20 protein-coding genes are annotated in these 23311 nt (G+C 67.6%); 8 read left to right on the top strand and 12 right to left on the bottom strand.

Annotation, left to right across the window (positions count from 1 at the left end):
- Nucleotides 1–17: 17 nt before the first annotated feature.
- Both L6444_RS03370 and L6444_RS03375 read right to left on the bottom strand, forming a co-directional pair.
- Nucleotides 18–134: a PE domain-containing protein gene (locus tag L6444_RS03370; protein WP_236980556.1), complete on the bottom strand. Its 117-nt coding sequence runs from the start codon at nt 132–134 to the stop codon at nt 18–20.
- 218 nt (nt 135–352) lie between these two features.
- On the bottom strand, nt 353–1765 hold the full coding sequence (locus L6444_RS03375) for an NAD(P)/FAD-dependent oxidoreductase (RefSeq protein WP_236980558.1): 1413 nt from the start codon (nt 1763–1765) through the stop codon (nt 353–355).
- Between the two features lie 179 nt (nt 1766–1944).
- Here L6444_RS03375 and L6444_RS03380 point away from each other — a divergent pair, with 179 nt between their 5' ends.
- Nucleotides 1945–3498 (top strand): cytochrome P450, encoded by a 1554-nt coding sequence (locus L6444_RS03380; RefSeq protein WP_309297869.1) that lies wholly within the window; start codon nt 1945–1947, stop codon nt 3496–3498.
- Between the two features lie 71 nt (nt 3499–3569).
- Here L6444_RS03380 and L6444_RS03385 read toward each other — a convergent pair whose 3' ends face one another.
- The 9 genes from L6444_RS03385 to L6444_RS03425 all read right to left on the bottom strand — a co-directional run bounded on the left by L6444_RS03385 (nt 3570) and on the right by L6444_RS03425 (nt 14976).
- Nucleotides 3570–4343, bottom strand: a complete 774-nt coding sequence (locus L6444_RS03385) for a thiamine pyrophosphate-dependent enzyme (RefSeq protein WP_255731238.1) — start codon at nt 4341–4343, stop codon at nt 3570–3572.
- Nucleotides 4232–6505 (bottom strand): thiamine pyrophosphate-binding protein, encoded by a 2274-nt coding sequence (locus tag L6444_RS03390; protein WP_236980562.1) that lies wholly within the window; start codon nt 6503–6505, stop codon nt 4232–4234. Before L6444_RS03390 ends, L6444_RS03385 begins: the two co-directional genes overlap by 112 nt.
- Entirely contained in the window at nt 6498–7499 is a 1002-nt protein-coding gene (locus L6444_RS03395) for a pyridoxal phosphate-dependent aminotransferase (RefSeq protein ID WP_236980570.1), read from the bottom strand. Before L6444_RS03395 ends, L6444_RS03390 begins: the two co-directional genes overlap by 8 nt.
- Nucleotides 7496–8593: a UbiA family prenyltransferase gene (locus L6444_RS03400; RefSeq protein WP_236980572.1), complete on the bottom strand. Its 1098-nt coding sequence runs from the start codon at nt 8591–8593 to the stop codon at nt 7496–7498. Before L6444_RS03400 ends, L6444_RS03395 begins: the two co-directional genes overlap by 4 nt.
- Nucleotides 8594–8596: 3 nt before the next feature.
- Entirely contained in the window at nt 8597–11101 is a 2505-nt protein-coding gene (locus L6444_RS03405; protein ID WP_236980573.1) for an ABC transporter permease, read from the bottom strand.
- Nucleotides 11098–11772, bottom strand: a complete 675-nt coding sequence (locus tag L6444_RS03410; protein WP_236980575.1) for an ABC transporter ATP-binding protein — start codon at nt 11770–11772, stop codon at nt 11098–11100. Before L6444_RS03410 ends, L6444_RS03405 begins: the two co-directional genes overlap by 4 nt.
- 79 nt (nt 11773–11851) lie before the next feature.
- On the bottom strand, nt 11852–12985 hold the full coding sequence (locus L6444_RS03415; protein WP_236980577.1) for an FAD-dependent monooxygenase: 1134 nt from the start codon (nt 12983–12985) through the stop codon (nt 11852–11854).
- A 202-nt stretch (nt 12986–13187) separates the two neighbouring features.
- Nucleotides 13188–13784, bottom strand: coding sequence for a hypothetical protein (locus tag L6444_RS03420; protein WP_236980579.1), 597 nt, complete (start codon nt 13782–13784; stop codon nt 13188–13190).
- A 10-nt stretch (nt 13785–13794) separates the two neighbouring features.
- Nucleotides 13795–14976, bottom strand: coding sequence for an acyl-CoA dehydrogenase (locus L6444_RS03425; RefSeq protein WP_236980581.1), 1182 nt, complete (start codon nt 14974–14976; stop codon nt 13795–13797).
- Between the two features lie 35 nt (nt 14977–15011).
- Here L6444_RS03425 and L6444_RS03430 point away from each other — a divergent pair, with 35 nt between their 5' ends.
- Genes L6444_RS03430 through L6444_RS03455 form a run of 6 tightly spaced genes read left to right on the top strand, consistent with a single transcriptional unit; the run spans nt 15012 to nt 20306 of the window.
- Nucleotides 15012–15383: a DUF3054 domain-containing protein gene (locus L6444_RS03430; protein WP_236980582.1), complete on the top strand. Its 372-nt coding sequence runs from the start codon at nt 15012–15014 to the stop codon at nt 15381–15383.
- Between the two features lie 13 nt (nt 15384–15396).
- The gene (locus L6444_RS03435) at nt 15397–16311 is read left to right on the top strand and encodes an SAM-dependent methyltransferase (protein WP_236980584.1); all 915 of its coding nucleotides are present in this window, start codon (nt 15397–15399) and stop codon (nt 16309–16311) included.
- Between the two features lie 11 nt (nt 16312–16322).
- A complete protein-coding gene (locus tag L6444_RS03440; protein WP_236980586.1) occupies nt 16323–16832 on the top strand; it encodes a GNAT family N-acetyltransferase in 510 nt (169 codons plus the stop codon).
- Nucleotides 16829–17872 carry an LLM class flavin-dependent oxidoreductase gene (locus tag L6444_RS03445; RefSeq protein ID WP_236980588.1) on the top strand — a complete coding sequence of 348 codons (1044 nt, stop codon included), beginning with the start codon at nt 16829–16831 and terminating at the stop codon, nt 17870–17872. The genes L6444_RS03440 and L6444_RS03445 overlap by 4 nt, the downstream gene beginning before the upstream one ends.
- Nucleotides 17869–18984 carry an LLM class flavin-dependent oxidoreductase gene (locus L6444_RS03450; RefSeq protein WP_236980590.1) on the top strand — a complete coding sequence of 372 codons (1116 nt, stop codon included), beginning with the start codon at nt 17869–17871 and terminating at the stop codon, nt 18982–18984. Before L6444_RS03445 ends, L6444_RS03450 begins: the two co-directional genes overlap by 4 nt.
- The gene (locus tag L6444_RS03455; RefSeq protein WP_236980598.1) at nt 18981–20306 is read left to right on the top strand and encodes an NtaA/DmoA family FMN-dependent monooxygenase; all 1326 of its coding nucleotides are present in this window, start codon (nt 18981–18983) and stop codon (nt 20304–20306) included. The genes L6444_RS03450 and L6444_RS03455 overlap by 4 nt, the downstream gene beginning before the upstream one ends.
- Here the strand turns inward: L6444_RS03455 and L6444_RS03460 are convergent.
- Nucleotides 20303–21055, bottom strand: a complete 753-nt coding sequence (locus tag L6444_RS03460; RefSeq protein ID WP_236980600.1) for an MBL fold metallo-hydrolase — start codon at nt 21053–21055, stop codon at nt 20303–20305. The genes L6444_RS03455 and L6444_RS03460 overlap by 4 nt on opposite strands.
- 300 nt (nt 21056–21355) lie before the next feature.
- On the opposite strand from L6444_RS03460, the gene L6444_RS03465 reads away from it, so the two are divergent.
- On the top strand, nt 21356–23155 hold the full coding sequence (locus L6444_RS03465; RefSeq protein ID WP_236980602.1) for an AAA family ATPase: 1800 nt from the start codon (nt 21356–21358) through the stop codon (nt 23153–23155).
- The last annotated feature ends 156 nt before the right edge of the window (nt 23156–23311 follow it).

The following is a 23311-nucleotide window of genomic DNA, read 5'->3' on the forward strand; positions in this document are numbered from 1 at the left end:
GTTGGACCGCGCGAGAGTCAGCCGTGCGTCGCTTCGGATGCCGCGGTATTGGCAGAACCCAATGTCGAACCGATGTCGGCGATCGTGCGCGACGCGGCGGCGAGCGCGTCGGGCGCAGCATTCAGAAAGGACATGTCATCCCCAGCCCGCTGTAAGCGATTGTGAACACCGTCCCGAAACGGTGAGCTGACGTTAAGCGCCGTCCGCGTTGCAAATGTCCGATTTCCGAACCTGGCAGGCTATCTCAAGCTGATTCACAGCAAACTGCCAAAGGCTCGGTCGGCCACGTTCCCGCGGTCCACCGCCCGTCGCAGGATGTGCAGGCGAACACCAGGCCGGCGGCGGGAGCGAGCTACCCCGCCGCCTTGCGTTCGGCCTCGTCGGTTTGTTCGGCGGCGGCCAGCGCCCCCTGCTCGGCTTGCTCCTCCATCCAGTTGGTCACCACGCGGGCGTAGATCATCTGGCTGGTGATGGCCATCTGCCCGCGGGTGCGGCCCAGGAACGAGATGCCCCAGGAGAACATGGCGGCGAGTCGGTTGCGGTGGCCGACCAGGTAGATGAGGTGCAGCAGCAGCCACGCCAACCAGGCGAAGAAGCCGGCGAACTCGATCTTGCCGATCTGCGCGACGGCGCTGTACCGCGAGACCAGCGCCATGCTGCCCTTGTCGTGGTACTTGAAGGGCTCGCGGGTGGCGGGATCGTCGTGGCCCTTGACGATGTGTTTGATGACATTGGTGACGTAGCGTGCGCCCTGGATGGCGCCCTGGGCCATGCCGGGCACCCCGGGTACCGAGGTGAGGTCGCCGACGACGAAGACGTTCGGGTGTCCCTTCACGGTCAGGTCGGGCTCGACGATCACTCGTCCGGCGCGGTCGGTTTCGGTGCCGTCGGACTGCTCGGCGAGCATCTTGCCCAGCGGGCTGGCTTGCACGCCGGCCGCCCAGACTTTGCAGGCGCAGCCGATGCGACGCTCGGTGCCGTCTTTGTCCTTGACGGTGATGCCCTGGTAGTCGACGGCGGTCACCATCGCGTTGAGCTGGACCTCGACGTCCATCTTCTCCAGCCGCCGCTGCGCTTTGAGGCCCAGCTTCTCGCCCATCGGCGGCAGCACCGCGGGTGCGGCGTCGAGCAGGATCACCCGGCAATCCGTGGGGGTGATGGTGCGAAACGCCCCGGCCAGGGTGCGCTCGGCGAGCTGGACGATCTCGCCGGCCAACTCGACGCCGGTGGGCCCGGCGCCGACCACCACAAAGGTCAGCCGTCGTTCCCGCTCGGCCGGGTCGAGCGCGACCTCGGCGGCCTCGAACGAGCTCAGGATGCGGCCGCGCAGTTCCAGGGCGTCGTCGATGGTCTTCATGCCGGGGGCGTAGGTGGCGAATTCGTCGTTGCCGAAGTAGGACTGCTGCGCACCCGACGCCACGATCAGGCTGTCGTAGGACGTCACGGTCCACATGCCCATCAGGTGCGACGTGACCGTCTTCGCGTTCAGATCGACCTCGCTGACCTCGCCCCACAGCACCCGCACGTTCTTCTGCTTGCGCAGGATGAGCCGGGTGGTGGGGGCGATGTCGCCTTCGGACAGAATGCCGGTCGCCACCTGGTACAGCAGCGGCTGGAACAGGTGGGTGGTGGTCTTGGAGATCAGTGTGACCCGCACGTCGGCCCGCTTGAGATTCCTGGCCGCGTTCAAGCCGCCGAACCCGCTTCCGATGATGACGACGTGATGGCGTTTGTCGGCCGAGGGTTCGCTGGCTACGGGCGTCATGGTCCTCCTTGGAGTCGCATCGGGTGACTGCGGCGCAGTTACACCGTACGTCGCCGCGCCGAGTGCCGTCTGCAGGCGGGTGCGCTCATATGGCCCGGTCCGGCCGGGCGGCGACGCGATTCGCGGCGGACTTCGCCGACACGGTAACTTAGGCATGCCTAACGAAAGGGTGTGACACGTTGACCGCTGCGGAAGAGCCGCTGTATCGGCCGTTCGAGCCGGCGGGCGAGGACACTCACGCGGACCTGCCGCCGGTGATCGCGCCCGTCGTGCCGGATGAGGGCCGGTTGTCCAGCGGCCGGCTCAGCGTGGTCGGTGCGCTACGGGAAGATCCGCTGTGGCCCACCCGGCTGTCGGTACCCACCCTGCTGGGCGCCGTACGCGGGTACGGGCGTCCGTTGCCGTTGCCGCCGGGACCGGCCGGGCTGCCGGTCGTCGGCTCCTTCTTCGAGCTGCGCCGCGACCCCTTCGAGCTGATCAGCCGCGGCGCCGCCACTTACGGCGACATGTTCCGCATCCCGATGCCGCTGCTGGACATGGTCGCGGTCACTCACCCGGACCTGTTGCGCGAGTTCATGGACGACGCCGACGGCCGGTACAGCCGCTACGACCTGCTGGGTCCGCTGCTGAAGGTGATCGGCGCCAACAGCATCATGCTGGAAGGCCCGAAATTGCGGGAGCGCCGCAAGATGCTGATGCCGATGTTCACCCGTCGGCACCTGACGACGATGGCCGACGTGTTCTGCAGCGAGTTCGACGAACGCCTCGCCGGCTGGTCGTCGTTCGCCGGGACCGGTCAGCCGGTGGACCTGCAGTACGAGATCTCGCTGATGACGTTGAAGGTCTACCTGAAGACGTTGTTCTCCGCCTCGATCGGGGAGCAGGAGTTGCGCCGGCTCGACGCCGACATGCGGGCCATCACCGGACTGCTCGGCCTGACCACGCTGATGGTCCCGTTCCCCAATCTCCTTCCGCGCAAAGGCCGTTCGAGTCTGCTGCCGGCGTTGGCACGGATCTACCGGCTGGTCGGCCGGCTGATCAAGGACCGCAAGAAACACCCGTCGGAGACGCCGGACTTCCTGGACACTTTGCTCGACGCGCGGTACGAGGACGGCTCGCCGATCAACCGGGCCGACCTGGCGGCCGAGATCGTCGGCCTGCTCGGCGGCGCCTACGACCCCACCGGCGCGGCCCTGACCTGGACGGTGGCCCTGCTGCTGAAGAACCCCGACAGCCTGACCAGGCTGTACGGCGAGGTCGACGCGCTGAACGGCGCGTTGCCCAACTTCGACGACGTGTCGCGGCTGAGCTGGACCAAAGCGTGCTTCGACGAGGGTCAGCGCATGCAGGGGCACCCGTTCTTCCCGCGGTTCTGCATGGCCGACAACGAACTCGGCGGCTACCGGCTGCCGAAACTCACGCTGGTGGGGGCCTCGATGTCGGTGGTGCACCGCGACCCGCGCTGGTGGCCGGAGCCCGACCGCTTCGACCCGATGCGGTTCCTGGACCCCGAGCAGGTGCGGGCGCGGCCGAGGCTGGCGTTCATGCCGTTCAGCTCCGGCCAGCATTTCTGCCTCGGCACCACCATGGCCTATATGGCGGCGCAGTTCTTCCTGACGATGCTGTTCCAGCGTTTCCGGCTCAGCGTGCCCGACGGCTGGCAGCCCGAGCCGCAGTTCACCTTCTCGGTGATGGTGAAGGGCGGTCTGCCGGCGGTCTTGACCCGCGCTTGATTTATCCCGCGAGTGTGACGATCCCGACGCACGCGCGGCGGGTTGCGACGTGAAATTCGCTGTCGGCCAGGCTAATCCGCTGGTTTCCACTCGTCCAGCTTGCCGCGGACGACGGCGCGGGTCACCTCGCCGAACGTCGCGGCGCCCGGCCGCCCCTCTTTCGACCACGCCACGAAGAACCCGATCACCTGTCGCCAGTGCTTGCGCCCGGCCTGCACCGGTGCGTCGTTCAGCACACAGCGTGCGTCGATCAGGTAGGGCCGTGGCGCGCCGATAGCCTCTTGGAAGGCGGCCCGGAAATCGCGAAGTGTGTCGACGCGGCGCGACTTGATCTCGACGGATGCGGCGTACTGCGCGAAGTTGATGTCCGGGATAGCCGAGCCGCGGTCCGGCCAGCCCATGATCTCGCTCTCGAACTTGATCGCGGCGAGCGCCAGATTGTTGACGACGACGAACACCACCGGTTTGGTGACGTTCACTGCCGACTGAATCTGGCTGAGTGTCACCGAGGTTCCGCCGTCGCCGGCCACCGCGACGGCCACCCGCGTGTCGGTGTTCTTCGCCGCCGCGATCGCCGCGGGCACCGCGAAGCCCATGGTCCCGAACGACGCCGACCAGATACTGCGCGTCATCGACGTGAGGTACCGGTACACCCACAGCGTATTCACGCCGACGTCCGCGCAGACCGTGCTAGAGCCGTCGAAGTCGGCCAGCTCCTCATCGATCGCCCGGGTCAGCCGCGAGGCCCGCAGCGGGGCCCGTTCGGCCCATCGGCTGCGCCTGCTGCGGCGGGGCGCCCGGGTAGCCCGTTGGGCACGTGGGGGTTCGCGCAGCGCACCGACCATCGTCTCCAAAGCCGCCATCGCGTCGCCCAGCACGCCGATATCCCGATCTCCCAGGCGCAGCATCGAATTGGGGTCGACGTTGACCACGATGGTTCGGCCGGCGGCGCCCAGATCGAACGCCGAGCCCCGGTTCGACACCCCCCACCAACAGCAGCACGCCGGCCTTGGCAACGTCGTGGTACGCCCGCAGATCGCCCGAGCCGCCGACCCTGCCGTGCGCGCGCAGGCCAGGGTCGTCGACCACCGAATCGCCACCCCATCGTCAGATGCACCTTGCAGTCCAGCGCAGCGGCCAGTTCGGCGAGCAACTCCGAGCAACCCGCGGCGCCGCGACCCGCGACGATGGCCACCCGTTCGGCGTCCCGCAGCGCGGTGATCGCCTCGGTGACCGCCGATTCGTCGGGCGCCGGTGGTCGGAAAGCAGCGGGTTGTCCTGCAGCGAAACCGATTTCAGGCCACGCTGAATTCAGCGCCGTGCCCCGCACCCGCAGATGCACCACGCCCGACCCCGGCGCGGCCGCGGCGGCGCAGGCCCGACGCACCGTGGCGGCGGCGGTCGCGGGGTCCTCGACGAGATAGGTTGCCAGGCTCACTTCGTCGAGCAGTCGACCGGCGTCGAGTTGCCAGCTCTGCGTTTCCACCGTGACAACCAGGATCGGGGCATGATCGAGTGCCGCATCGTAGATCCCGTTGAGCTGCAACAGAAGTGCGGTCCCGCTGGCCACCACGGTTGCCGCTGACACGCAGCCCGCCTTGCGCAGCGCGGCGGCACTCATCGACGGTGCCTGCGCGTTGGCGCTGCGCTGGGCGGTGTCGAAACCGGGCAGCAACGGTGCGCAGAATTGGCTGATCTGCACCGGCGCCGCCAGATTGGCGTCCAGGCAGCGGGCCAGCGAACGTTCGCCGGGTCGCGGCTCGCGACGAGTTGTCACCACCTCCCGAGGCACTGCGATGATGTCTTGCTGCAGTCCGAACGCGGTCCCCAGTTTGCTTAGGCCGCTGAGCTTTTCGGCGCGGTCGACACAGCGGATCTGCACGTCGGCGTCCGCGCTGACCAACGTGGCGATTTCGGCGACGAACTGGCCCAGCTGGGCATGGTCGGTGACGACCACGCTGCGCGTATCGCCGGCCAGGGCGGCGCCGATCCCCAACGGCAGTGCCGCGCTGGGAATGCCCGCCATGCTGGCAGCCTCATCGAGGTCACTGAACACGGTTTCGGCGACGTTCTCGAGGGGTTGCGGTTGGGAGTCCAGGATCGTGTGCAGGGTCGCTTCGACGTCACAGACGACCTGCCTGATGTAGGGCAGCCGTCTGCTGGTGAGGCGACGGTCGGTGAGCTCCAACAGGTTCGCGTGTGCCGGCACGCGTTGGTTGAGTAGCGGGCTGACGCGCCCCACCACCAGCACGTCGCCGGCGCTGAGTACACCGGTGTCGCGGACATCGGACAGTGGGCAGGCCAGGCGTTGCGAAAGCTGCTGAGCGAGTTGGGTTTGGCCGACCTCGGCACAGGACAGCACGATGGCCAGATCGTCGGATTCCAGGAACTCGGCGACCAAGCCCAGCTCTTCCTTGCTCGCCAGTCGCGGCTCCGGCGGCTTGGGGACGTGCCAGCCGGTGTCCGCCGCGCTGATCGGAGCGTAGAGCACGTCGCCGGGGATGGCCACATGGCATGCGGTGGACTCGTGCATTGCCAGCACGGCCGAACGGGCCAGGCGCTCAAACTGACTGGTGGCCTGGATCTGTACCGAGGACGCGGTGCACGGCTTGAACAGTGCTTCGGAGTCGATCTCCTGGAACGCGTCCCGGCCGATACTGGCAACCGGGACCTGACCACTGATGGCCAGCAACGGGACTCGCCCGAGATACGCCTCGTAGGCGCCCGCGACCAGGTTGGTGGCGCCCGGCCCGGCGGTGCCGAAGCACACCCCCAATCGCCCGGAAGCCTTGGCGTAACCGACCGCCATCAGGGCGGCGGCCGTCTCATGCCGGGTGGTGACCACCCGTATCTCGGTGCGCTGGCTCGCCGCGTGCACCAACGAATTCACCGACTCCGCAGGCATTCCGAAGATGTACTCGACACCGAGCGCGATCAGGTAGTCCACCAGCTCGTCGGCGAACCGCCGCCGCCCGAGCGCATTGGAGAACAGGTGCCGGTTATGCATTGACGCGACTATGCGTTGTCAGCGACCCGATGACGGCATCCACGGATGCTTCGGATTGCACGGTGATCCGCACGCCCAACCCCGGATACTCCCGCACCAGGATGCCGTCGGCGAGCACTTGCTGCGCCAGCGCGTGCGAGTCCGGGGTGGGCACCCACACGAAGTTTCCCTGCGAGACGACCCCGCTGAACAGGCCGTGCCGAAGCAGGAAGGCTTCCAGCCGTTTCCGGCTGCCGATCACGCGGGTTACCCGCTCGCGTAACTGCCGCTGATGCCGCAGCGACTCCGTGGCCGCGGTGATGCCGACCGAGTTGACCGCGTATGTCGGGACGGCGGCGCGGACCCGCGCGGCCAGTGCCCCACTGCTGAACACACCGAAACCGATCCGCAGCCCGGCCAGCCCGTAGGCTTTGGAGAAGCTCCGCAGCACCACCACGCCGTCCATATCGGTCACCAGTCGGCGCACAGCGCCGTCCGGCAGTGTCTCGTCGAACTCCGCGTAGGCCTGATCCACAACCAGCAGAACCGGTTTCGGCAACAACCGCCGGAACTCGACAAGCTCGTCCACTGTCACCGCGGCGCCGCTCGGGTTGTGCGGCGTCGCGATGATCACCTGCCGCGTGGACTCGTCGACTCGAGCCAGAATGGCCTCGAGCGACTGACCGCCAGGCGGGTCGCTGACCGCCCCGACCGGGAGACCCCCGGCCCGCGACACCAGGCTCGCGTACTCGTCGAACGTGGGTGTTCCGAATACCGTGGCGCCCTTGGCTTCCGCATGCAGCACCGCGTCCAGCACGCCGACACTGCCGGGTCCGACGACCACCCTGTCCTGCGGAACACCGTGCAGCTCGCCGATCTGCGCCGTCAACTGCATGACGCACTCGTCCTCGGGATAACAGCGGATCCTGTCCGCGCTGGACTCGAGGATGCTGCGCACCTGCGGCAGCGGGTCGAACGGCAGCTCGTTGCGCGACAGATCGAAATCGATTCTCATGGCACGTCGAAGTCTTCGGTTCTTCTGGTGTCCAGCCGCAGCCGGTCGGTGAGCAACATGATCGCGATGCCGACGACTACCACCGTCACCGACACAACCGAGATCCGCTCGATCAGGACGAGGGTCGACAGGTAGCCGACGGAGACGAACATGTCGTCGCGCAGCATGTCGTTCGACGATTTCTGGTCGACGGTGTGCACCAGACGCCAGGCCTGAAAACAGGCCACCGGCAACCAGATCAGGGCAAGAAGGTATTTCGGAGCGAGAAAGCCGAACACTACCGGGAGTACGACGGCGCCGTAGACCACGACCGTCGCCACCGCCGCGATGATCGCCGCGCGGCGCCGAGTGGCGCTCAGCGTCGCCGACGTGGTCACGTTGACTCGTTTGTCGCCTTCGTAATCGGGCACGTTCTTGGTCAGACCCTTGGCGCAGAACCAGCCGAACAGGTAGAGCGCCAGCGCGCAGTACTCGCGATTGGTCAGCACCTGCCACTTGAAATCGGATGCCAGCACCGCGCTCACGTACGGGTAGGCCACCGCGTTGGCGAAGTACAGAATCCCGATCCGGGGCCGCGCCTTCATCCGCAAGGGCCGGAACGAATACTGTTGGCAGCCAATCAATGCCAGGAAAGTCAGACCCGCGAACCACGGGTTCACCAGCAGGGACAGCAAGAAGTTGAAGGCGGCCAGCAGATGGGCGTGCCGCAGCAGCCGGTCGCGGCCGTAGCGGCTGAGTTCGTATACCCGCGACGGGATGTTCTCGTTGTCCTCGCTGATGTCGGTGTAGATGTTGTACAGGTTGGCGATCGCGGCGATGTGATAGGACACCACCATTCCCACCGCGAGCGCCAGCGGTGAGACGCCTCCGGCGACGACGCTGGCCAGGTAGAAGCCCAACATGCCCGGAATGCACGTCCTGGGGCGGGAGAACGCCACGAATTGTGCGAGCCGCCACGCGGGTGGCAGCGCGATGCCGGGGGATGTCTGGACCCACGCCAGCCGCTGTTCGCTGCTCATCCGCAGGAATCCGGGCAGCGAACTCGGTTGTGCCGGTTCGGTCCCGGTGCCGGACAACAGTTGACTCTTCTCCATTGGTCACTCCACTTCCAGCGCGTCCACGATCGTCGACTTCGCGGCCCGAGACGCGGGTAGCAATGCCCCGCTCCAACAAAGGATCACCGCCACCAGGACGGTGAGAAGGTCGAGAGGGGAGAACGAATACCGCACCGTGATGGCGGTCACCGAACTCATGATCAGCGTGCCCAACCGGTGCACCACCACGCTGGTCAGCATGCCGAGCACACCGCCCAACAGCGCAATGCTGGTGGCCTCCACCAGAATCGACTTCGTCACGTAGCGTCGCGAGGCACCCATGGCGCGCAGCACGCCGATCTCCCGGGTGCGCTCGATCACCGAGATCATGAACGCGTTGAACAGCGCCATCGCCGCCAGCAGTGCGACGATCCACTGCACGAAGACGGCCAGGGATCCGATCTGGGCGACTGCGCCCTTGCCCGAGTCCACTGCGTCCTGACCGCTGAATGCGTACAGCCCCCTTGCGGCAGCGATCTTTTCGAGTTGGTTCAGGATTGCGGGCGCATTCTTCGGGTTGTCGACGTGGACTTCCAGGTAGGTCGCCCCGTCGCGCTGGAACCATGACTTCATGTGATCCAGCGACATCGCGATCATGCCGCGCTCGGTGGTGAGATAGTCGACCACGCCGAGGATGGGCACCGCCTGCTCGCCGGAGGGGGTGCTCAGCGTCAGTTTGTCGCCGACCCCGCGGTGCAGGTGTCGGCTGAGTTGGCGGGAGATCACCACGCCGTCACCGGCTTCGACCTGGGCCCGCACCGACTTGTCCATGGCGGCGAAGGCGGGTGTCACGGTGCCGGGGTCGGAGCCCACCACCAGTACCCGGTCGCTGCCGACGTTGACGTAGGCGTACTGGACGGGCTTCACGGCGACGACGCCCGGGATGGCCCGAACTTCGCCGTCGGTGCCGTGGGGAATCAGCGGACTGATCGGGACGACGTCCTTGGACGCGGCGGACAGGTACATGTCCGCACCGGCCAGCGAGGAGAAGAAGCCACCGGTCGAGTCGACCACGTCGGTCAGCACGCCGCTGGTCACACTGCCCAGTGCCACGGCGATTGTGACGATCATCAGGTTCGCCCAGGTCCGCTTGGCCGACGCGGTCATGGTCGAGCGACTGACCTGACCGCTGGGCCCCATCAGCGCCGCGATCCGGCTACCGAGTACCACCAGCGTGGGCCCCAGCGCCCAACACAGTGTCAGGATGCCAGCCAGCACCAAAATGCCTGCGGCGAAAGTTTTTTCGTCGTGCAGCCGGGTTGCGGTGAAAAACGCCAGCGCCATCAGCAGCACGCCGACCGCCACGCCGGCCCGGTGCGGTTTGGTTCGATCGTCGCCCAGGCTCTCCAGCTCGACCGGGCGCATCGCGGCGATGGGCGAAGCCCGGAAGACCATCATCGCCGGCCAGGCGGCGCCCAGCACGCAGGCCACCACGCCCAAAGCGACCACCACGGCGATCGCGCTGCCCGGGAAGAAGTAATCCGGCTTGACGTCCACCGACTGCAGCATCAGCGGGGGCAAACGCTTGATCGCGAGGTAGCTCATCGCGGCACCCAGCGGCGCGCCCAGCAGTCCGCCGAGCAAGCCGAGCAGTGTCACTTCGGCCAGCAGGTCGCGGGCCAGGTCACCGCGTTTGGCGCCGAGCGCCCGCAGCGTGGCGATCATCGGGCGGCGTTGCACCACAGCCATGTTCATCGTGTTGAACACGATGAACATCGCGACGACCAGCGCGATCGACCCGACCAGCAGCAACGTGTCGCGGGTCAGCGAGACCGAGTTGTCGGTCTGGGCAACCCGGAACTGCGGTTCGGCCACCACTGCCCGGTGGTCGACCACCCGCACCAGGTCGGTGCTCAACGCGTTGAGGTCGGCGCCGGGCTTGGCCACCACGAACACCGACGTCACCCGGCCGGGCTGGTGTAAGAGGTTCTGCGCCAACGGAAGTGGGACGATCACGTAGTCGCCGGCGTTGTACTTCTCGGCGAGGTCGCCCTTGGGCACGAACACCACGTTGACGCGGACGCCGTTGACCTCGACCTGGCCGCCCGGCGCCGTTCCGAGGCCGGGACCGGCGATAGCCCCGTCCGCCAGCGAGCCGTGCGACTTGTCCTGATCCGCCTGCTGCACCAGCTCGTTGCCCACCCGGTTGTCCAGCACCCGGATGTCCGGGCCGACACCCAAAAGCGTTGTGCCGGAACGGGGAGTATTCACCGTGGCTTTCACGATCGGCTCGGCCGCGGCCACCCCGTCGACGGCGCGCAGCTGCGCGACCAGCGAGTCGGGCATGCCGCTGTCGGCCGCGCCGGTGACCTCGAAAGCGGCCTTGCCGTAGAGGTCTTCGGACATCGTGGCCACCGACTTGGTCAGCGAGCTGTAGATGCCGGCGATGGCCACCAGCAGCGCGGAGGCGATCATCACCGCAGCCACGCAGCTCAGCGATCGCTTCCAGTGCGCAACCGCGTACCGCAGGTTGAGCAGTTTGAAGCGGACGGCCGCCGAGGCGATCATGCGTGTTCGACGACCTTGCCGTCGCGCATCACGATCTCGCGGTCGGCCGCGGCCGCGATGTTCGGGTCGTGCGTGACCATGAGCACCGAGCACGCGCCGTCGTCGGCGATCTTGCGCAGCAGCGCCAGGATGTTGCGGCCGGACTCGGAGTCCAGGTTCCCGGTCGGCTCGTCGGCCAGCACCACGCCCGGCTTCATGATCAGCGAGCGGGCGATTGCGACGCGTTGCATCTGACCGCCGGACAGCTGCGAGGGTTTGTGGTCGATGCGGTCGCCCAGCCCGACCATCGCCAGCAGTTCGCAGGCGTCGTTGCGGGCCTCCTTGATCGAGGACCCGTCCAGAACCCGGGGCATCGCCACGTTCTCCCAGGCGGTCAGGGTGGGCAGCAGGTTGAAGAACTGGAAGATGAACGACACCTTGCGGCGGCGGTACTCGGACTGCTCGTCGTCGCTCTTGCGGGACAGCTCCTCGCCGTCGACTTTGATGGAGCCCTCGTCGGGCCGGTCGATGCCGCCGATCAGGTGCAGCAGCGTGCTCTTGCCGGAACCGGACTGACCGGTGATGGCGACCAGCTTCTCGTTGCCCAGCGTGAGGGTGACGTTGTCGACCGCCTTGACCAGTTCCTGGCCCCGTTGATAGGTCCTGCTCACCGCCGCGATCTCGATAAGCATGCAGCAGCCCCTGAGGTGTAAGTGACGAAGGTAAAGGCCGTCCCGGACGCGCAGGACAGGCTAACCTAACACACCTGCGTTACTTGCCGGAGCGAAATTGCCACTCCTGTAAACGAGTGGTTCGGCGACTGAAGACCCAGTTCGGGGCCAGCGTCATGCCTGTTTTGCGGCACCAGACCAGCACCGGGTTGCTCCACTGGCCGGCGATCCCGATGTTGTGCGATTCGCGGGCGATGCGCTGGGTTCGGGGCCGGCGCAGCCGGTCATAGCGGTGCAGCGCCGGTTCGATTTCGGTGCGGTCCTGCACCGGTGCCAGCAACGCGCAGAGGGTTGCTGCGTCTTCGAGCGCCTGGTTGGCGCCCTGGCCGAGGTTGGGTGACATCGCGTGCGCCGCGTCGCCGATCAACACGGTGCGGCCGTGCACGTAGGACCGCAGCGGGCCGTCGAGCTCCTCGCTGTGGGTGTAGTGCACGGCTTCGGGCTCGGTGGCGTCGATCAGCTCGGCGATCGGCTCGTGCCAGCCGCCGAACAAGGACCGGACCTCGTCGAGGGCGGCGGCGCCGGTTTCGTTGCGCGCGCTGGTCACCACGGCGAACCAGTAGACCCGGCCGTCCTTGAGCGGCACCAGACCGAACCGTTGGCCGCTGCCCCAGGTCTCCCCGCCGGCTCCCACGGGTACCGGCCGCGCGGTTATGGCCCGCCAGACGCCGTAGCCGCTACGCCGGGTCGGACGGTCCTGCGGCAGGCTGGCGCGGACGCGGCTGCGGATCCCGTCGGCGCCGACGATCAGGTCGGCTTCGGCGTGGTGCCCGTCGTCGGTGTGGACGCCGTCCGTTCCGGCTTCGGCTACTCGCTGTCCCCAGTGCACGGAGCCTGCACGCAGGGTGGCCAACATCGCCGCGTGCAGCTCGGTGCGGTCGACGGCGCGCAGGTTCTGATACGTCGTCGGGGCGAACGTGACCAGAAACCGGCCGTTCGGCTTGCGGATGCCCGACTTGGTGTAGGGGGGTTCGTCGGCGCTTATCGCCCGCACGGCAGAGCCCAGACCGAGCTCGTCGAGAGCGCGAAAACCGTTGCCGAATATGGATAATCCGGCCGGAGCCGGTTGTGAATCGGCCGCTCGCTCCAGTACGGAGACATCCCACCCGGCGCGCTGCAGTCCGCTGGCCACCGCGAGTCCGGCGATTCCCGCGCCCACCACGACAGCTTTCATGTGCCGAGAGCGTAATCAGTGGTTGGAGGTGCGCTGGCTCAGGGGCGCCTGCTGAGCTGCGGGTGCGGGCAGGACGACTGCCCGGCCGGGGCCACGGCCACCGCGCAGGACGCGGCCGAACTCTCGGCGGACTGGGTCCCCCGTTTACGGCCCTCCGGAACCCCTGCCCGACGACCCGCCGTTTTAGTGGACGGCCCGCCCGCTAAGTGGGCCAGGAACTCGCGGTGGTCCGCAGGTTCGCGTTCGGACCGGTGCAGAAGTCCGAGTTGGTTCCGGCCAGCAGGACGTAATAGCCCTCGCCCTTGCGACCGCTGAACGGGGGATAGGTCCACCCGCTGTTACACATCGACGTCGGCGTGCCAACCGAAGCCTTGCGCCAGCTGGATTTGGCGCAGGCGTTCAGCGCGTCGACGTCGGAGACAGCGCTCTTGGCGATCACCAACATCCCGCCGCCCCACTGCCCGTCGTTGCGACGATAGGCCCGCGCCCCGAACCCGGCCCCGTTCACCTGGCACCCCAGCATCCGTTGCAACGGCTGGAAGGGCGCGGCGAGGTCCCGATTGCTGACACCCGTTGCCGCATTGAAGAATTGGGCCGCGTCCGACCCGTCGACCTCCTGGATATTGGGGTCGTGGAAACTGAACAGCTGCTGGCCGATCGCCCCGCCGCTGCCCCCGCCGCCGATCACCGGGCCACCGCCGGTGGAGTTCATCGGGGGCAGCGTGGGGTCGGCCGTCGCAGCGGGCGCCATCGTCACCAGTACCGGCAGCAGCGCAGCGGCAAACACAAGAGCTTTCATGATCTGCTTTCTACCTGAACGCGGACAGTCCGGTAAACGCCTGCCCGAGGACCAGTTGGTGCATCTCCGGGGTGCCCTCGTAGGTGAGCACCGACTCCAGGTTCACCATGTGCCGGATCACCGGATACTCCAGCGATATTCCGTTGCCGCCGAGGATGGTTCGGGCCGTCCGGCAGATCTCGAGTGCTTCCCGGGTGTTGTTCAGCTTGCCGAAGCTGACCTGCTCGGGCCGCAGGCCCACGCTGTCCTTCAACCGGCCCAGGTGCAGCGACAGCAGCTGTCCCTTGTGCAACTCGACGGCCATGTCGACCAGCTTGGCCTGGGTCAGCTGAAATCCGGCGATCGGACGGTCGAACTGGGTGCGCTGGGTCGCGTAGTCCAATGCGGCCTGCCACGCCGAGCGGGCCGCACCCATCGCGCCCCAGACGATCCCGTACCGCGCCTCCGACAGGCACGACAGCGGTCCCTTCAAACCGCTGGCGCCGGGCAACATCGACTCGGCGGGCAGGCGCACGTCGTCCAGCACCAATTCACTGGTGATCGACGCCCGCAACGACAGCTTGTGATGGATGGTGTTGGCGGAGAAGCCCGCGGTGTCGGTCGGGACCAGGAAACCGCGCACGCCGTCATCGGTGGCGGCCCACACCACGGCTACGTCGGCGATCGAGCCATTGGTGATCCACATCTTGCGGCCGTTGAGCACCCAGTCGGATCCATCGCGCCGGGCCCGGGTTTTCATCGCGGCCGGATCGGAGCCGGCGTCAGGCTCGGTCAACCCGAAGCAGCCGATCAACTCACCGGCAGCCATCCCCGGCAACCACTGTTGCTTCTGCTCCTCCGAACCGTTGTTCCAGATCGCGAACATCGCCAGCGAACCCTGCACCGACACCAGCGACCTGATGCCGGAATCCGCAGCCTCCAATTCCAGACACGCCAGCCCGTAATGCACCGCCGAGGCCCCGCCGCACCCGTACCCCTCCAGATGCATACCGAGCAGGCCCAATTCGCCGAACTGCTTGGCCAGCTCGCGCGCCACCGGCAGGTCACCGTCCTCGAACCACCCGGCCACGTGCGGAAGTACGTGCTCGGCGCAGAACGCGCGGACGGTGTCGCGTACGGCGACCTCATCGCTGGACAATGATGCGTCCAGGCCCAGCGGGTCGTAGGGATCGAACGACGGCGGTGTGCTCATCCCTTAATCCTGCCCGGTGCCGGTAGTCTCGCTGCATGCAACCGCGGCGATCCCCGGCCTGGCTCGGGGTGGATGTGGTGGCCGTGGTGGTCTTCTGCGCCCTCGGGCGTCGCAGCCACGACGAGGGTGTCACCGTTTCTGGCCTGGCGACCACCGCCTGGCCGTTCCTGAGTGGGACCCTGGTCGGCTGGTTGCTGTCCCGCGCCTGGCGCCGGCCCACCGACGTGGCGCCGACCGGTGTGGTTGTCTGGGCGTCGACCGTGCTGGTCGGCATGTTGCTACGCAAGGCCAGCTCGGCCAGCGTGGCAGGGGCCTTCGTGATCGTCGCATCGACTGTGACCGCGGTGTTGCTGCTCGGGTGGCGCGCCACCGCGACACTTGTCAGACAGCGTCGCTCGGATAGCTGAGCGACGGACCCAGATGGCACGCACCGACGGCGACACCTGGGACCTGACCACCGGCGTCGGGATCACCGCTACCTTCAGCGCCGCCGCCCGGGCGGTGGCCACCACAAAAGGCCTGATCAACGACCCGTTCGCCGAGTCGTTGGTGCGCGCCGCCGGGGTGGAATATTTCGTCCGGCTGATCGAGGACCATGCGTATTCGACCGACGGCGGCATCGACCCGGTGACGACCGGAATGATCAATGTGCTGGCCGTGCACGGCCGATTCCTGGACGGGTTCCTGACTCAATCCGTGCGGGCCGGCATTCGTCAGGTGGTGAACCTGGGTGCGGGCCTGGATACCCGCGCGTATCGGCTGTGGTGGCCAGTGGGCACGACGGTGTACGAGCTGGACCGGCCCGACGTGACTGACTTCAAGGTTCGGATGATGCGCGAGTTGGGCGCCAAGCTGTCGGTGAACCGGTGCGCCGTGGGCGTGGACCTGCGGGACGACTGGCTGACCGCGCTGCTGCGCACCGGCTTCGACCCCGTGCAACCCACCCTGTGGATCGCCGAGAATCTGCTGCTCGGCTACCTGCCGCCGGATGCGCAGGACCGGCTGCTGCGCGACATCACCGGCGTGAGCGCCGCCGGGAGTCAATTTGCCGCCGATCACCTGCCCTGGACTCAGTTGCAGTTGCAGGAGGGACATGCCTTCATCGACTTGTGGCGTCGGCAGGGCTTGGACGTGGATTTGACCAAACTCACCTACACGGCCGAATTCCCTTCGGTCCCAGAGAATCTGGCTGCCCAGCGCTGGCAGATCTGCGACCGCGACATCGTCGAGTTGCTGGGGGTCGTGGGTCTGGGGGGACGCCGTCGGATGCGGCCCCGCGATATCGCGGCCAGCCCGCGCTACGTCACCGGAATGCTGCCAGGCGACACGCGTTAGACAGTTACGTGATGTCCGCACCGTCTTCACCTCCCACCGATTCCGACGCTGTGCAGTTCGTGCCCGTCGCGCTGGACGACCCGCTGGCGCAGCCGCTGCTCGAGGAGTTGGCCGACGAGTACGCGCAACGCTACGGCGGGGAGCGCCGGCTTTATCGGCAATGGATTGTCAGCGGGCCGGACGGCCAGTTCACCGCTCCGCACGGCGGAATGCTGATCGGTGTGCTGGATGGCACTCCGGTGACCGGGGGTGCCTTCTGCCGCTACGACGCCGAGACCGCCGAACTCAAACGGGTGTGGACGCACCGCGACCATCGGCGCCGGGGCTACGCAAAGGCACTGCTGCGGCAGCTGGAAGCCGAGATTGCGATCTGCGGTTACAAAAGGGTGTACCTCGTCACCGGTGACCGCCAACCTGAGGCCGTGGAACTGTATGCGTCGACCGGTTACACCCGGCTGGCCGAACCGCTGCCCGCCCGCGGCCCGGTACTCCCGATCGCCTTCCTGAAAGCGCTGGCATGACGTTTCACCTCGGTGTCGCGCTCGACGGCTACGGCTGGCACACGCAGGCGTGGGAGCTCTTCGACGAGCCGCGGTCGGTGCTCAGCGGCCGCTACTGGACAGATCTCGCCGCCACGGCCGAGCGCGGGCTGCTGGACTTCCTCACCATCGACGACACCCTGATGCCGCAGCCGGGACGGCGGGAACGGATCGACCCGAAGCGGCTGGCCGGACGCGGCGACGCGGTGCTGGTCGCTGCCCGCATCGCTCCGGGCACACGGCACATCGGGTTGATCCCGGTGGCCACCGTCACCCACACCGAGCCATTCCACATCTCCAAAGCCATTGCCACCCTTGACTTTGTCTCGCACGGGCGGGCGGGCTGGCAGCCTCGGGTCAGCGCCACCAGCCACGAGGCGGCGCTGTTCGGCCGCCGCACCGTCGATCCCGCCGAGTTGTTCGCCGAAGCCCGCGACTACGTCGAGGTGGTACGCAGACTCTGGCACAGCTGGGAGGACGACGCGGTGATCCGCGACGCAGCGACCGGACGCTACATCGACGTCGACAAGGTGCACTACATCGACTTCACCGGAAAGTACTTCTCGGTGAAGGGACCCTCGATCACGCCGCGCCCGCCGCAGGGTCAGCCGGTGGTCGCGGTGCTGGCACACGCCGGCCCGGTGTACGAATTCGCCTCCGACACCGCCGATCTGGTGTTCATCACGCCCGCTGACGCCTCGATAAGCGACCTCCTGAAGCAGGTGCGGGACGTCTCGGAGAAGCTAAAGGTCTTCGCCGACATCGTGGTTTCATTCCACGGTCAGGACGACTTCCGCTCCGACACCTGGGTGTGGTCGGGCAACGCTGCCGAGTTGGTCGACCTACTGCTGCAGTGGCAGCGCGTAGGTGTCGACGGCGCCCGGCTGCGTCCCGCCGTGCACGCCACCGACCTGCCGGTGATCGTCGACGAGGTGGTGCCGCTGCTGCAGCGCGCAGGCGAGTTCCGCGACAGTTACCGGGACGGCGAGACGCTGCGCGAAAGGCTGGGTCTGACAGCATGATTCCGCTCTCGATCCTGGACCTGGCGCCGATCAGCGCCGGCAGTGACCCGGCTACCGCGTTGCGCAACACCATCGAACTGGCTCAGCACGCCGAATATCTGGGTTACCGTCGCTACTGGGTCGCCGAGCATCACTTCGTCGCGGTCGCCAGCGCGGCACCTGCGGTGCTGATCGGACAGATTGCGGCCAATACCAAGCGGATTCAAGTGGGCGCCGCGGCGGTCCAGCTGGGTTACACCACCGCCGTCGCGGTGGTCGAAAGCTTCGGCATGCTCGACGCGTTCTACCCTGGCCGGATCGATCTCGGGATCGGCCGATCCGGGCAGCGTCGTTCCGAGGAGCGCAAACCGAAGCCACCCAGGGAGCACAGGCCGCCGCGTCGGTGGCACGAAGTCGACGGGGTGGTGGTGCCAACGCCTTTCGACGTGCGTGAGCTGCTCGACCTGGAACGGCTGCAGGCCACCATGGAAATCCTGCAACAGCCCGAAGCGCTGTCGCCGGACTTCGCCGAGCAGGTCGGCGACATCCTAGCGTTGCTCGAAGGCCGCTACCGGGTAGGCGAATTCGACGTGCACGCGGTACCCGGCGAAGGATCCGGACTGCGGCCGTGGATTTTCGGCAGCACCCGGGGGCAGAGTGCGCGGGTGGCCGGGGCGCTGGGGTTGCCGTTCGTGGCCAGCTATCACATCACACCCGCCACCGCCTTGGAAGCGATCGAGGCCTACCGCGACACGTTCCAGCCGTCGGCAGCCCTGGCCGAGCCCTACGTGGTGGTTTCGGCCGACATCGTGGTAGCCGAGGACACCGCGACCGCCCGGCAGCTCGCCACCGGCTACGGCCATTGGGTGTACTCGATCCGCACGGGCATCGGGGCCATGCCCTACCCCGCCCCCGAGGACTGCCCACCGCTGACCGACGAGCAGTACGAGGTGGTGAAAGACCGGCTGGCAACACAATTCGTCGGCGATCCCGACGAGGTCGCCGACCGGCTCGCCGCGCTGGCGCGGGTCTGTGGGGCCGACGAACTGGTCGTCACCTCGGTTACTCACCGGCATCAAGACCGACTTCGCTCCCATGAACTGATCGCCCGGCGATGGGGGTTGAACCCATGAGTCGCAAGCCGATTCACCTGGCCGCGCATTTCCCCGGTGTCAACAACACCACGGTGTGGACCGACCCGACAGCGGGCAGCCAGATCGAGTTCGAATCGTTCGTGCATCTGGCCCGGACCGCTGAGCGTGGTTTGTTCGACTTCTTCTTCTTGGCTGAGGGACTGCGGTTGCGCGAGCACCGCGGCCGCATCTACGACCTGGACGTGGTCGGCCGCCCCGACACCTTCACCGTGCTGGCCGCGCTGGCCGCCGTCACCGAGCGGATCGGTCTGACCGGCACCATCAACACCACCTTCAACGAACCCTTTGAAGTGGCAAGGCAATTCGCCACCCTGGATCACCTGTCCGAAGGAAGGTCCGGCTGGAACATCGTCACCTCGTCAGATGCCTTCACCGGGGCCAACTTTCGGCGCGGCGGTTTTCTGGCGCACTCCGACCGATATGCGCGTGCCGAAGAATTCGTCGAGGTGGCGCGCAGGTTCTGGGACAGCTGGGCCCCGGATGCGGTGGTGCGGCGTAACGGCGTCTATGTGGACCCGGCCGGGATTCGCAGGGTCGAATACCAGGGTGCGCATTTCGACGTCAGCGGTTTCGCGACATTGCCTGCCGGCCCGCAAGGCCATCCGGTGTTGTTGCAGGCCGGCGATTCCGACGAAGGGCGCAACTTCGGTGCCCGGTATGCCGACGCGCTGTTCACCCTGCACGGGTCGCTGGAAGACGGTCAGCGGTATTACGCCGACGTGAAGGGCCGGGCCCGGCGATTCGGCCGGGATCCCAACCAGCTCAAGGTTTTTCCGGCAGCGACGTTCGTGCTCGGTGACACCGCCGACGAGGCCCGCGAGAAGGCGCACCACGTGCGGCGCCAACAGGTGAGCGGTCCCACCGCGATAGCCATGCTGGAGCAGATCTGGGGTCGTGAACTGTCCGGCTACGACCCGGACGGTCCGCTGCCGGACTTCGATCCGGTGATCGACAGCGACATCACCCAGGGCCGGGTCCGGCACGGCGACCCGGTCGCGGTGGCGCGACGCTTCCGGGAACGCGCCGAGGCCGCGAACCTGTCCATTCGGGAAGTGGTGATCGCGATGACCAGCCGAGAGCAATTCGTCGGCACCGCAACGCATATCGCCGACGAGATCGACCGTTACGTCCAAGCTGACGCCTGCGACGGGTTCATCCTGGTGCCGCACCTCACCCCGCACGGCCTCGACGAATTCGTCGACAAGGTAGTGCCGCTGCTGCAGGAGCGCGGCGCCTACCGCACCGAGTACAGCGGTCAGACGCTGCGCGAGAACCTGGGCTTGGGTGCCCGGAGCCGCTAGATCGCGCCGGCCTTACGGAGCGCGGTGTCGGTGGCCTCGCGGATCGGGCCGCGCCACAGCGGTCCGTGCCCGGGAGCCAGGATCTCCGATTCCACCTGCGCCAGCGCCGACAGGGTGCGGATGCACTGTTGCTGGCTGTAGCTGAAGATCGCGGGCAGCAGCTGCGGCCCGTCGTGGACGATCAGCGGATGCCCGGTGATCAGGGCGTCACCACTGACCAGCACCCCGTCCACCAGATACGAGCAGTGCCCGTTGGTGTGACCGGGACTGAATACGGCGCGCGGGCGGCCGGGCAGTCCGGCGGCGACGTCGTCGGTCAGCGGCAGGGCGGTCGGGATGCCGGTGCGGTTCAGGCCGCCGCTGCGCACCACGTGCAGGGTCCACAACGCCCAGCGCGGCCGCCACAGTCGCAGTGCGAGCGCCGGTATGGACACCTGCTCCAGGTATTCGCGCTTGACGTGACCCACCTCGTCGGCGTGGCAGTACACCGGGGTGCGGTGCTCGCGGGCGAACCAGATCGCGGTGCCCAGGTGGTCGATGTGGGCGTGGGTGAGCAGGATGGCGCGCACGTCTGCGGGCCCGTAGCCGAGCCTGCGCAGCGAGGCCAGCACCTCTTCGCGGTCGCCGGGGTAGCCGGCGTCGATCAGCATGACCCCGGTGTGGTCGGCGACCAGCGTCCAGTTGACCGCGGGTCCCTGCGCGAGATGAACCCTGTCGGTGATCTGCACCAGCTGTGTCTGCTCACCCATTCCGGAGAGTGTAGGAGCGATCGCGAGCGCGGCGTAGCCGGGCGTAGCGGGTCGCGACCATGGGGGTAGGAGCGATCGCGAGCGCGGCGTAGCCGGGCGTAGCGGGTCGCGACCATGGGGGTAGGAGCGATCGCGAGCGCGGCGTAGCCGGGCGTAGCGGGTCGCGACCATGGGGGTAGGAGCGATCGCGAGCGCGGCGTAGCCGGGCGTAGCGGGTCGCGACCATAGGGGTAGGAGCGATCGCGAGCGCGGTGTAGCCGGGCAGTGCGGGCCGGTGCTGGTTCCTGCGAGGATTGCTGGGTGGCGGGGAACATCGTGCAGCGGTTGGCTGAGGACCGGGCCGTCACGGATCTTCTCGTGCGTGCACAGAGTGGTCCTGCGACGTTGCTGGTCGAGGGCGAGGCCGGTATCGGCAAGACAACCCTGATGCTCGACGCGCAAAGCCAGGCCGAGCGCCTGGGCTTTCGGGTCCTCTCGGCGCGCGGCTCGGCCGCGGAGGTGTTCTACGCCTATGCCGCGGTCGCGGACCTGCTGACGGATATCGACGCCGCGGTGGTCGCCGAACTGCCCGCGGTCCAACAGCTGGCGTTGAATCGTGCCCGCACCGGCGAGGCCGGTTCGAGCGGACCAGCAACCGACGAGCGCACCCTGGCGACCGCGTTCCTATCCGTGGTCGAACGCATCGGCGCGCAGTCTCCGGTGCTGTTGGCCGTCGACGACGCGCAGTGGCTGGATGCGTCGAGTCGTGCAGTGATCGGGTTTTGCGCGCGCCGGCTCCGCGGCTCCGTCGGGATGATGCTGAGTTTTCGGACCGAGGAGCCGGGCGCGGCGCGCTCGAACTCGTGGCTGGACTTTCGTAGTCCCGAGACCACCACTCGGGTGTGTCTACGGCCATTCAGCCTCGGGGGTGTGCACGCGGTGGTGGCGGCGCGGCTGGGTCGTACGCTGCCGCGCCCGGTGATTACCCGGATCTACGAAATGTCTGGTGGTAACCCGCTTTTCGCGATCGAGCTGGCTGCGAGCACGTTCGCCGACCCGACGTCCTCCGCGCCGGGCATGCCGAGCAGTCTGGCGGCGATGGTGCGCCGCAGGATCGGGGATGTCGGCGAGGACGTCGGGCAGGTGTTGCTGGCCGCGGCGACCGCCGCCGAGCCGACGGTGGAGCTGGTGAGTCGGGCGGCCGGCATGTCGCCGTTGCAAGTAATGCAGCTACTCGAGACTGTGGAAAGCCGCGGCGTGATCACCCTGGATGGACATGCGCTCAGGTTCACCCATCCGCTGTTCGCCGCCGGTGCGTACGCCACAGCCGGTCCAGCGCGCCGACGAGCCATGCATCGAACGCTCGCCTCGCTAGTCGAACAGCCAGAGCTCAGGGCACGCCATCTGGCACTGGCCGCGGTCACCGGCGATCCCGCCACGCTGTCAGCTCTGGATGCGGCGGCCGAGGCCAGCGTCTCCAGGGGCGCCCCCGCCGCGGCTGCCGAATTGCTGGAACTGGCTCTGAAACTGGGCGGAGACACCCCGCCCCGGCGCATCCGCGCGGCCGAGCATCATTTCCGCTCGGGCGACCTAGACGCGGCGCGCGCGCTGCTGGAGCCGACCATCGACAGCCTGCCGAGGGGCGCGATGCGCTGCCTCGCGCTGATGCTGCTCGGTGCGGTCCAGGGCTACGGAGATGACACGGTGGGAGCCGTGCAGACGCTGACCCAAGCGGCCGACGAGGCCGAAGACGGCACCGAACTGCGGCTGCATTGCCTGCTGCGGGTGGTGCTGGCCACCGTGATGATCGGGCGCGTCGGCCGAGCGGTCGACCACGCCAGGACCGCGGTTGCCCTGGCCGACCGGCTCGATGTCCCCGATCTGCGCAGCCGGGCGCTGTCGATCTGGGTCAGCGCCGCGTTCGTGTACGGGTTGGGGGTGGATGAGCCGGCATTGCGGACCGCGCTGGAGTTTGGAGGATCCGGCTGCTGGCGCGACCACCTGGTATCAGGCCAGTGCGGTGCGGGCAATAGTCTCCGCCTGGACCGGCGACCTGGCCGAGGCGCGCGATCAGATGAGCGCGGTGTGTCGCCGAATGCTCAACGGCGGCACCGAAATTGACATCATTTGGGCGTTCAACCACCTCGCGACCATCGACGTGTGGTTGGGGCGCTACGCCGACGCGGCGGAGGCTTCCCGCGAGGCGGTCGAGCGCGCGGAACAGACGGGCGGACGGCATCTGCTGGTCACGGCTTGGGGGATGGCGGGCGGCGGTCG

The organism is Mycobacterium kiyosense (assembly GCA_021654635.1).
Taxonomy (GTDB): domain Bacteria; phylum Actinomycetota; class Actinomycetes; order Mycobacteriales; family Mycobacteriaceae; genus Mycobacterium; species Mycobacterium kiyosense.